Source organism: Rhodohalobacter sp. (genome assembly GCF_041686455.1).
Taxonomy (GTDB): domain Bacteria; phylum Bacteroidota; class Rhodothermia; order Balneolales; family Balneolaceae; genus Rhodohalobacter.
The window spans coordinates 1-11098 of sequence record NZ_JAWLDW010000087.1; the positions used below are offsets into that span (position 1 = coordinate 1).

7 protein-coding genes and 1 pseudogene are annotated in these 11098 nt (G+C 42.8%); 3 read left to right on the plus strand and 5 right to left on the minus strand.

Annotation, left to right across the window (positions count from 1 at the left end):
- From ACESM0_RS09995 to ACESM0_RS10015, 5 genes and pseudogenes are all read right to left on the minus strand, one after another.
- Positions 1–1800: pseudogene (locus tag ACESM0_RS09995) on the minus strand (hypothetical protein); the annotation flags it as partial.
- Positions 1801–1883: 83 nt separating this feature from the next.
- On the minus strand, positions 1884–2720 hold the full coding sequence (locus tag ACESM0_RS10000; RefSeq protein ID WP_372906073.1) for a family 16 glycosylhydrolase: 837 nt from the start codon (positions 2718–2720) through the stop codon (positions 1884–1886).
- A 69-nt stretch (positions 2721–2789) separates the two neighbouring features.
- Positions 2790–4208: an Ig-like domain-containing protein gene (locus ACESM0_RS10005; protein ID WP_372906075.1), complete on the minus strand. Its 1419-nt coding sequence runs from the start codon at positions 4206–4208 to the stop codon at positions 2790–2792.
- 15 nt (positions 4209–4223) lie between these two features.
- A complete protein-coding gene (locus tag ACESM0_RS10010; protein WP_372906077.1) occupies positions 4224–7400 on the minus strand; it encodes a glycoside hydrolase family 2 TIM barrel-domain containing protein in 3177 nt (1058 codons plus the stop codon).
- A 431-nt stretch (positions 7401–7831) separates the two neighbouring features.
- A complete protein-coding gene (locus ACESM0_RS10015; RefSeq protein WP_372906078.1) occupies positions 7832–8539 on the minus strand; it encodes a metal-dependent hydrolase in 708 nt (235 codons plus the stop codon).
- Positions 8540–8819: 280 nt separating this feature from the next.
- Here ACESM0_RS10015 and ACESM0_RS10020 point away from each other — a divergent pair, with 280 nt between their 5' ends.
- The 3 genes from ACESM0_RS10020 to ytxJ are packed head-to-tail and all read left to right on the plus strand — an operon-like array spanning position 8820 to position 10969.
- Complete coding sequence (locus ACESM0_RS10020; protein WP_372906079.1) at positions 8820–9500, plus strand: L-threonylcarbamoyladenylate synthase; 681 nt, start codon at positions 8820–8822, stop codon at positions 9498–9500.
- On the plus strand, positions 9497–10573 hold the full coding sequence (locus tag ACESM0_RS10025) for a 6-phosphofructokinase (protein ID WP_372906080.1): 1077 nt from the start codon (positions 9497–9499) through the stop codon (positions 10571–10573). The genes ACESM0_RS10020 and ACESM0_RS10025 overlap by 4 nt, the downstream gene beginning before the upstream one ends.
- Before the next feature lie 3 nt (positions 10574–10576).
- Positions 10577–10969 carry a bacillithiol system redox-active protein YtxJ gene (ytxJ, locus tag ACESM0_RS10030; protein ID WP_372906081.1) on the plus strand — a complete coding sequence of 131 codons (393 nt, stop codon included), beginning with the start codon at positions 10577–10579 and terminating at the stop codon, positions 10967–10969.
- Positions 10970–11098 lie beyond the last annotated feature (129 nt).

The following is an 11098-nucleotide window of genomic DNA, read 5'->3' on the forward strand; positions in this document are numbered from 1 at the left end:
ATCACTCTGTTCACTTTGAAGCAGAGCACCGTCGGCACCGATAGCTTCAACTTTTTCACGGATCTCCTGATCTGTTTTTTCATCAAAATCGATGGTGTTTTTTGGATCTTTCGCAATCTGCTCGTACGATTTAATCCGATATGGGACATTGGCATACGTGAAACACTCTTTGTTGAAAAGCTGCTCGAGTGCATCCGGCTGAAGGTTCTTGTAAAACTCTAAAAACTTAAGCAGGTAAATTATCTGGTGATCTCCCCAATAGCCGATGTACGACCACGGATCGTCCGGATCGATCGTTTCCCAATCAAATCCGCCTTTTGTTACTCTGTACGGATTGTACCCGTCAAATGTAGTGGCATTCAGGAATTTGAAAATCATTCCTTCAATAAATCCGGGGTAGGAGTGAACCAGTGCTTCCCAGTTTTGGAAAATATCACGCCAGTTTCCTTCGTAATCCAAAATCTTGGATCCATCCAGTTCACTGTGTGTGTTGATAGAAAATTGATTCCATGGTCGACTGGGGTCTCCATGCCTGCGGCTAAATTTCAGCGGAAGATACTCTTTGGACAAACGAAGCAGATCCTGATCGTCTTTATCTTCAAGCTGTTTATACAGTTCTGTACTTTTAAATACCTTGGCCAAACTGTTTATAAAATCCTTATTTCTGTTAAACACCTCTTGATTGGCACTCTTCAGATAAGAGATAAAATCACTCTTTTCGATGTTATAGTTATCATCAAAAATGCCTCCGCGCATGATGTTAAACAGTACATTGGAGTAGTGCCGTGCATCTTTCAGGTTATCCGATGTTTTCTGGAGTCCGTCGGCACTTCCGGTAAGCTGAAGGAGCTGTTTGGTTCCTTTTTCTACATTCTGCTCAAGTTTCTTATTTAGCGATTGATCCTGTTGAATCGCCTTGTCCAGCTCAACTACCTGCGACTGGTTTTGATTAACATTCGCAACGATTTTCCACTCTTTGGTTTCGCTTGCCGGCAAATCTATTTCGGTATGAAGAAAGTATGCGCCTTTCTCACCTTTTACATCCTTTTCTTCGCGGATCTTTTCCTTTTTCCTGAACTTATTTAGCTGAAGGGATGACAACAGATGATTTGGATTTTCAAGTCCGTACGACCAGGCAATGTTTGCCTTCAGCGCTTCACTCGGTTCTGCCTTATCTACAATGATGGCGCTTAGTGCAAATATGGCCAGCCCTGAATCCTTGATTAACTCCGTTCTTTTATAGGCATCTGCAAGATTACTGGATGCACGCTGCATGTCGCTCTCAACTCCATAGGGAAGAACGTTTTGAATGCCATCAATAAATGAAAGAGAGTAATCGCGATCTGAGTGATTGATTAATTCAGATTTTCTCACAAACCCAAATTCATTACTTGAATTCCATTGATATCTGAAAGTTAGATTCAGATCGTGATTGATCTCCTCAAAAAGAATTTTGTTGCCGAAACGGTTTTTATAGAGATTTCGGCTAATGGAGTAGTTGTCGGCAAAACGGTCGGAAAAGGGTTCCCAAAGCCGGGTGTACTCTTTTCCCTTAACCTGAATAATCGTCTTGCTTCCAGTAGTGTCAGCTAAATCTGTGATCTTATCGTCGGTGTAGTAGGGAAAGAGGGCATACTCTGAATTTTTTCGCCCCGCAGTTAACCCGCCGTTACTGGAAATAAACATCCAATGGTTTGAATCACTTACAACGCTCATAAAAAATGGGCGAAGTCGATCGTGATTACTGATTTTGAACCATTTTTCACCGTCAAAATTTTCTACTGATATGGATTTTGCCAATGCTCTTCTATTCGTTTTAAAATTTGATTCAATAAATATAAAAGAAATCCATCTGAGTGTTCCATCAGATGGATACAAATGTTTTAATTTTCAAGGTCATAAACTCGTACGTAGTCTACCATCATGGTTTGCGGAAAAGGTGTTAGAGATGATGGCGGACCGACAAATGTTCCGCCTACCGCTACATTCAAAATGATATAAAAGGTATTGTCATTAAATACCCACTCTCCGTTTACATCGTCAGGAGTAATTTCGTTGTAAAGTGTATCATCTACGTAATACCTTATGAAATCCGGACCCCACTCTATGGCAAACACATGAAATTCTGTGTCAAACCTTCCATTGGTTAATGTATACCTTGAAGTTACAGCATTCCCTGCAGAGTATCCCGGGCCATGAACGCTTCCGTGTATTACCGTAGGTTCCTGGCCGCGATATTCCATAATATCGATCTCTCCGATTTGCGGCCAGATTTCCGTGCCATTTGAATCGTCGCCAAGAAGCCAGAATGCCGGCCAGATACCCTGGCCAAAAGGAAGTTGAATGCGAGCTTCGAATCGCCCGAATGTTCTTTCGAATGTTCCTCTTGTCAGAATCTTTGCTGAGGTGTAAGAAGAACCCTCGAACGACTCTTCTCTCGCTGTGATCTGCAGCATTCCATCTTCAACCCGAACATTTTCGGGCCGGTCGGTGTAATATTGCTGCTCATTATTTCCCCAGCCGGGCTGGCCAAATATCTCCTCACCGGTTCCGATATCGAAAATCCAGCGATCGGAGTCGACAGACCCGTTCACATCAAATTCATCCTGCCAGATTATTTCTCTGTTGATCTCTTCCTCAGGTTCGTTTTCAGTTCCACAACCTGATAGAGTGAGAGCCAGGAAACTTAGGCAGAGAAGAATTTTAATTGATGTTTTCATCCTTTGCTTCGATATAATTTAATTCTGTTCGTTAAGGGTCATAATTTAGAACCGGGAAATATTTACCTGTTATCTGCGCAGGTAAATATTGTCGACGTAGAAGGTTTCGCCTTCTAAACCCGGACCCAAGTCGCTGTCTAAAACAATCTGACCAAGATTTGACTTATTAGCCATGCCTGAAATATCCAGATCAATTCTGATCCATTCACCGGATAACAGTGTAGGGTTGCTAACACTGGTAGCTACATCGGTATCATCACCGCCACCAAACGAATCATCTGCACCGAAGTCTACTAAAGTCAACCGTAATGTTGAGTTGGCTGGGACTTCATCCGGGAAGAAAACATCCATGCTTAGGAAGTTCATATCGCTTGCATCTATTGTCGGCACATTCTGGTTGAACTCGATACCTACAAAATTGAAGTTTTCATATCCCAATACGTCGTTACCATCCACTGTAAAGTCGCTTGAAGTAGTGGTTTGAAACGGCTCATAAAAACCATTATAGAAATCGACAGGTACGTTTTCGTAGGCATCACTGAAAATGGAGATTACATCTTCAGGATCTTCGGTTGGGGTAGGGGCCGGTGTGAAATTACCTATCGATTCTATAATGAGTGCTCCACTGGCACTAAGGTCTCCAAGTGTAGCTGTTATCTCAGCAGTTCCTTGGTCAACAACCTCAACTTGGCCGTCTTCACTTACTGTAGCTACACCTGTATCGGACGAATTAAATGTATAGTAGGCCGGAGCAGCGCCAACGGTTACATCTTCACCATTTGCCTTGTTGATGGTAAATGTAAGTCCTGTAACTGAAGTGTTTGAACCGATGAAACTGGTTTGAGTCTCTTCATTACCACTCATAATTGCAGGTCGTGCCTGTGCCAAACCGGGAAGGTTTTCGTATTTGAGTTCATCCACCCAAAAAGAGTAACCATCACCGTCTTCAGGTCCTTCTGCGTACCAGAATAACCCCTGAGATGAGGTCAGAACGGAAGGATCTGGGATAGGGATAATGTACTTTTCCCAATTGGTGGTAAGTTTGAGATCATTCCGTGTTACCGCATATTGATCACCTAAGAAATCCTGACCGAAACCGATATCATTGATTGATCCGGCTTTTGTTCCTTTGGCATAAAACGTGAGTGCATTGAAAGAAGTTAAATTTCTCCCTCCGTTTTCATCTCTGAATATTGCACCGGCATATGCTCCTGCCGGATCACCTGCGTTTGGTACGTCAAAGCGCATGGATGCATCAGAGTTATCATGGGTATTATCTTCATCCACGCTGAATGCATCCTGTCTTGAATCTTCGTAAGGATAGTATTCAAGTCCGGCACTAAAGCCATCAATAAATACTTCAGGGTTAGCCGGGAAATCCGGTTCTTCCAGGCCGTCAACGCTTCGCTCACAGCCCTGTGCAAAGAACATGAGTAGCAAGCCTGCCAGTATCGTAAGTTGGGTGCTTTTTAATTCCAAAAATTTCATGTTTCTGCCTCTTTATTAGTTGGTAAGATTAATTTGAATGTATGTTCTGAATTCCCACTCACTTCCATTGTCAAATCCGGAAGCTGTAGGATCGGGGACAAGTTCCCCGCTTGGATCCATCATATACGTCGGCGCATATCGGGGTGAGAAATCATCCAGCGATCTCCATGTTCCTCTTACACCAATTCTGGTAGAAGGCAGGTCAAACCAGTCCGGTCTTCCTAAATCTGTAGAGAAGTCTGCCATCAACTGAAGAGGGAATGTTAAGTTGAAATCTCTATGGTAATCGTAAGGTCCCCAATCATTCACTTTAACGTGAGAACTGATTTTGAACTGCTTGTAGATCATCCTCAAGTCACCGCCAAATCGGGTAATCATCCTTGGGTCACTGCCATTTGCTTGAGCTTCGCCACCGTAGAGGTTAGCAATAATGCCCAAATCCCTGTTTACTTTAGAGACAATTCGTGCATTAACTTCCCAAAGTCCGTTTAATCCGAAAACATTTTCATCGGGTACGGGTGGAGCTCCCGGGAACGGAAAGAATGTTCTTCCGTCGGGTAAAATACCAATAGCTGCATCCTGCGTAGTTGGCAGATATCTGTATACAAAACCCAAACTCATAGCAAATGCGGCATCTTCTGCCATATCATTATCCCACTCATACATGTAGGTGCCCGGAGTAGGGTCGTATGTTAACAAGAGTTCACCGGCTACCTGTTCTCGGTTGGCTCTTACCACAAATGGATCATCGAGAATGTTACGTGGTCTTGCAGGAGCCTCTACACCGGAAGGAATAGGTCCTTCAATCGGTTTTTGCCATAGAAAGTTAGGAGCTACCTGGATGTTACCAAGCATGTATGTAAACCCGGAAAGGAAATTATACTGGTTTCCGCTGCCGCTGTCTTTCAGCCTCCAGCCGGTGAATGTCATTGTTTGATCTGCACCGCCTTGTGCAACCAATCCCATAACTGCAGACTGCGCATACCAGTTAAATCGGCCTCCTTCGTAGGTGAGTTTTAATTTACCACCCCAGTTATCTTCCGGTTTAATTTCATCTACATATACATCGTAGCCGCCATCTTCCTGTTCTCGAGCAAGTTGAAACTCACGGCCATTCAGAGGCTCACCGGCCCAAATACCGCCCAGTTCAACTCCAAAGTTCCCCAAATCACGACCTGCATAGAGTGTCAATCGTCTTGTTTTGGGTTGAGGAATCGCAAATGAACTTCCAGTTAATCCTTGTCGTTCAATATCTTCATGAAAGATACCGGTTAATGATGTTTGTCCGATATCTCTGGAGTATTTCAGTAAAACAGCCGGGTTCGCTCCCCACCATAATTGAGGACCAAAGGCAAGCTTCGCTCCATCAAGCATTTTCTTACCTTCCGCTTCAAATCCAAAGGGTGCCTCACCGTTATAGGTGAAGATCTGGTCGCCATAATTCGATTCCGGGTATAAACCGAAGAAGTCTCCTTCATAACCCCAATGGTAGTGACCTGTGCGGTAAAATCCATCAAGATTGAAATATTCATCATTCCAGGAGTAACTGGCACTGTAAATATCAACTCGATTGAGTGATTCGGCCGTAACGTTTCCATTTTGCCCCATAAGCTCTACTGCTCGTCCGCGGTTTTCGTAAAAGATTTCATCAATTGGGTTCTCTGCAACATTCCCCAATACGTTTGCAACCACTTCGGCTCTCATGTTTGGAGATGGATTTGCTTCCACGCCTATTAAGTAGGATTGCATGTGATCAAAACCCAGTTCATCAGGGTACTGAACAACATCCGGATCGGCATCATCCGGTGTGGTGATCTTGCTGCCACCCGTATTGTAGGTTTCAAACATGGCAGTAAATCTGCTCAGTGAAATAAGATCGGAACTGCCACCGCCTGAACCGCCACCTGTGCTTGCCCGTAGATTTTCGCCAACTACAGAAATTTCAGAAAAATGACTTTCAAGATCTTCAGTACCTACACCCATTTCATAGGGTTCAAATTCGTGTACTTCTTTCAGTACATAGTATGCCGCAGTTGGATAAAGCTCATAAAAACCGTTCAAATCGGTTGGTCCTTTGGCCATAATGCCAAACCACTCTTCATTCATATTATTCTCGCCGGGAACATGGTCAAACTCATATCCGCCGTTTTCCCATGATGCGTTGGTATCGTGAGTGTCGAGTCCCTCAGTTTGTCCGTATTTCCACCAGCCATCGCTGAACTGAAAAGTAAAACCACCGATTGAATTATCACTGCCGCCTAAACCGGCTGCATTTCTGTAAATATCTTTCCAGTTACTTAATAAATAGGTTGCCTGTGGGATCTGCGCCTCTTGCAATGTTTGAGCGTTAAATCTATCTGACCCAAATTCTGTGAGTAGAACAGGTTTCCCATATTCATTTTGAACTCTTTCATATAGGTCGGTGAAGGTCATTCCCCGATAGGTATTGGTTCCAAATATGTCCATATCGGGAACTAATTCAGCAACCAGATCCATAAATAAAAGATCACCGTTTGCCATGGCAATTGGCCGGCTGTTGTCAATAGCTTTCATTTCAACAGCAGCTTCATTGAAGAGTTCATACATTGCTCTTGCCCGAATTGTAGATTCTCTGTCCTCAAGAGGGATATCCTCGGTTTCAGCTCCGCCCCAGAATAATCCGTAGTTATTTTCATTACCCAGCAGATAGAGGAGCAGCCCGGGTGTGTCTCTGTATTCTTCTGCTAGTTGAGTCACTTCTTCAAGCAGCAACTCTTTTACTCTTTCATCTGAATATTCGGTATTGGCCATCCAAGCACCGTCAATGGTTAATCCGTAACGCCCAAATGAGTGATTAAGCATCGTATAGATGCCGTAATTCTCATATATATATGTAATCCATCTCTTGGGAATTCCTGTGTAGACACGTATAACATTCACCCCCATATTTTTTAACAGGCCCATTTCATAATCCAGAGCCTGCTGTATAAACTCCGGAGACTGATTCCAAAGGCTGTAGTTAAAGTTGGTTCCCCTGGGGAAATAGTCCCAGTTCATTCCGTTAACCATTAACGGTTCATCATCGACTAGTAGCTTCCATCCATCTTCACTCTCTTCAACTACTACATTATCAGACTGTGCCATAACAGGTGTGGCAAAACTAAATATGAAGCCCAAAACTGTGAGACAGATTACGGTGATTTTTGATTTCATAGATTCCTTATTAATTAACTATTAACATTCTGTTAAGAATGCACTGGTGCAGATTGGTAAACAAATCTTTAAACCATTTTAAAGAAGCTGACGCGGCTAAACAAGATATACATTACATATACAAGCCTGAATAAAAGCGCTTTTCTACTTACTGAAAGTACTTTTAAATGCTTTAAATCAATAAATTCCAACTTGGACAAAAAGGTCTAATTTTGAATAAAAAAAGTTGGCTTGTATATACTTTTTAAAGGTGTTGTAAAACTGGTTTTGTTTGTTAATTCATCCATTTTACAAAAAATTGAAAGGGGGAATGATTTTTAAGTGGCTAAAAAAAGAGTCACTAGGAGAGTGTCTGATATATAGAAAAAAGGCTTGATGAAAATTCATCAAGCCTTTAAATCGTGGTGTTTAAAAAACGGAGTACTGTATTGTCAGCTTCCTAAAAATTGTTCTCCGGGTTTTGGAATTTCAACTTTCGTATCGCAGTACTCTTGGGTGAACTCCTTAAAGTCTTCCGGGTCTCCGGTAAGTACCGGAAATGTTCCATAATGAATAGGAACCGCAATTTTGGCGTTTAACATATCACAGCAGATTGCTGCTTCCTGTGGGCCCATCGTATAATAATCTCCCATGGGCACGGCAATAACATGAGGTTGATACATTTCACTATAAAGCTCCAGGTCACCAAAAATATTGGTGTCGCCCAAGTGGTAGAAACAGATGTCGTCTTCAAAAGAGATTACGAGTCCGCCTGCTTCTCCGGCGTAATCCCCCTGAAAAGAGGAACTGTGATTGGCGTTTACCAGCGTTACGGAAAAGTCGTCAAAGTGTACGCTACCACCCTTGTTAAATTCTACCCGCTGCTCTTCTTTTAATCCGTGCTTCTTTAAAAGATGAGAGAGTTCAACCTGTGCTACTACTTTGCAGCCTGTTTTCTCGGCGAGATCTAACGTATCACCCACATGATCTTCATGGCCGTGCGTTAATAATATAAAGTCTATATCGTCCGGGCTCTTATGCTCTTCGGGCGTATTTGGATTTTGAGATAGAAATGGATCTATGTAAATAATTTTCCCTGAAGGAGATGCAAGCCTGAATGCGGAATGTCCCAACCACCATGCTTTTATTTTAGTATCCATAAATAGTCTTAAGTTAGTTTTTGGTTTGAATAGCTAGTTTGTACTCATTGAATTAACAAAAATTGCAAATCTATCGTTGACAATCGTTAAACGGAATGGTATTAATATAAAAAGCAGTTCTATTAATTCAGAAAACTGCACAAGATGTCTTTAGTATACAAAAAGGAGGATCAGGAACGCATATCAATATATTCTATAAATGTATAGTGTTAAATCATTTATTAGACGTGATTGTTTACGAGTAAAAAAATAATAATGTAATCTAAAAACAGGGCTGAATATGTCTCAAAGAGTAAAACTCCATCATGACGCTCCGCACAAAAAGAAAATTTTTGAACTTACTGACGAACTTATTGATGGCTCAGTGATGATACTACCGACTGATAGTCAGTACGCTTTAATATGCGATTACAAGAATAAGAAGGGCATTGAAAGAATCCGAAAAATCCGACAGCTCGACAAAAACGACCATTTAACAGTGATGTGCAACAGTCTGGAAAACGTTTCGATATTTGCACATCTGAGTGATGACAACTTTAAGCTGATTAAGCGACTGATTCCGGGGCCATACACATTCATTCTGCCGGCCACACGTGAAGTACCCCGTCTGCTCACGCATCCCAAAAAAAGGACCGTTGGTATACGTGTGCCGGACCACTCCGTTTGCCTGGAACTGATAGAAGAGCTGGGGCACCCTGTAATGGCGATTACCGCAAAACTGCCCAATGTGGAGTTTGGAAGCCCTGAAGATGGCAATAAGGAGATGTATCTCAATCGGTTTGATAAAGTTGTGGATGTTGTTGTAGACGATCAGCTGGATACGTTATCTGATGAAGAGACAAGCATCATAGATTTAACCGGAGATGAGCCTGTACTGCTACGGGAGGGTTTAGGTATGGAGCGCCTCAACGAAGCAGTAGCTCTTGAAAGGTTTACTTTGAAGGTTCCGGAGTCTGTATGAGAATTGCTATAAATACGGGTGGCGGTGATGCACCCGGGCTTAATGCTGCTATCCGTTCCGCAACGCTTTCGGCGATTCGGCGCGGATGGGAAGTGTTTGGTATCCGAAACGGGTATGGATCGCTGTACACTTCCGAACCATTCATTCCACTCACCAGAGAAAAAGTTCACGGTATCACCATGGACGGAGGTACTATTCTTGGCGCGGCAAACCGGGGCAACCCTTTCGAGATGCCGTATCAAAAAGAAGATGGTTCCTGGGATTTGCAAGATCGGTCCGACGAAGCAGTTGAGGTCTTTAAATCAAACAACATTGATGCACTTGTTGCCATTGGCGGCGATGGATCCATGCGAATTGCCAACAGGTTTTCTAAAAAGGGGATCCCGGTAGTTGGAGTGCCTAAAACAATTGACAATGATATTTGGGGCTGTGAGATAACGCTTGGTTTCGACACGGCTGTGAGTACGGCTACAGAAGCTATTGATAAAATAACAACAACGGCGGAATCTCATCGAAGAATCATGGTTGTTGAGGTGATGGGGCGGTATGCCGGCTGGATCGCTCTCCATTCTGGCTTATCTGCCTCTGCTGATGTTATTCTGATTCCGGAAATAGAATTCTCTGTTGACGCCATAGCCGATAAAATCCTTAAAAAAGAGAAGAAGGGAGAAACCTATTCAATTGTAGTAGTTGCCGAGGGATCCAAAGAAGTGGGCGGAGATCATTTTGTAAAGGGCAAAGTGCTGGGCCAGTCTGAACAGCTTGGAGGAGTTGGCGAATACCTGGAAAAAAAGTTATCGGAAATGACGGGAAAAGAATCCCGTTCCATCGTCTTGGGACATCTTCAGCGTGGCGGCACACCGTCTACGAGCGATCGTCTGATTTCACTTCGATTTGGAGCTGCTGCCATCCGTGCCATAGAAGAAAAAGATTTCAACAAAATGATCGTAATGCAGCAGAACGAAATTCGAAGAATACCACTATCTGATGTGGCCGATAAAATAAAACTAGTTCCATTGGGTGGAGATACCATTCTGACGGCAAGGGAAATAGGAATCTGTTTAGGTGATTGATTTATGAGTTTTTTGAGCGGTCTGCGTGGAATGATAGGCGGACGACCACAACTGTCGGAAAAGTGGAATCTGCCTGATACAGTTCAAAGTGTGGAGAGTCTGCTGAAACCGGATTCAGGTACACAGGTAATTTACAAGCACAGCTATAACTGTGCAGTCTGCATCTTTTCAAAAATAAAGGTGGAAGAGGTCATGGAAAAACATGGTGAAAAGGCTTACTTCCATTTTGTGGATGTAGTACAAAACAGAGATGTTTCTAGGAAGATTGCAACTGAAACCGGAGTAGGCCATGAATCTCCACAAGTAATTGTACTAAAAAATGGGAGCGTGTATTGGCACGCTTCGCATTCTGCTATTGGTAAAGACCAGTTGGAGGAAGCTATTTTGGATGTATAGCATAGAGATCTGACGAACAGATGAAATGAACTTTGGACTTTTTCACAATATGTGATCATCTTCACTAAGAATGTTAGAATTAACCGCGAATAAAAGAATTGATTACCGTTATGGATCAAAAGAAAAAAC

What these genes read in the sequence shown, in the direction of transcription:
- ACESM0_RS10025 (WP_372906080.1), top strand. Translation starts at nt 9,497, where the DNA reads ATGAGAATTGCTATAAATACGGGTGGCGGTGATGCACCCGGGCTTAAT.
- ACESM0_RS10010 (WP_372906077.1), bottom strand. Translation starts at nt 7,400, where the DNA reads ATGAAATCAAAAATCACCGTAATCTGTCTCACAGTTTTGGGCTTCATA.
- ACESM0_RS10005 (WP_372906075.1), bottom strand. Translation starts at nt 4,208, where the DNA reads ATGAAATTTTTGGAATTAAAAAGCACCCAACTTACGATACTGGCAGGC.
- ACESM0_RS10020 (WP_372906079.1), top strand. Translation starts at nt 8,820, where the DNA reads ATGTCTCAAAGAGTAAAACTCCATCATGACGCTCCGCACAAAAAGAAA.
- ACESM0_RS10015 (WP_372906078.1), bottom strand. Translation starts at nt 8,539, where the DNA reads ATGGATACTAAAATAAAAGCATGGTGGTTGGGACATTCCGCATTCAGG.
- ACESM0_RS10000 (WP_372906073.1), bottom strand. Translation starts at nt 2,720, where the DNA reads ATGAAAACATCAATTAAAATTCTTCTCTGCCTAAGTTTCCTGGCTCTC.
- ytxJ (WP_372906081.1), top strand. Translation starts at nt 10,577, where the DNA reads ATGAGTTTTTTGAGCGGTCTGCGTGGAATGATAGGCGGACGACCACAA.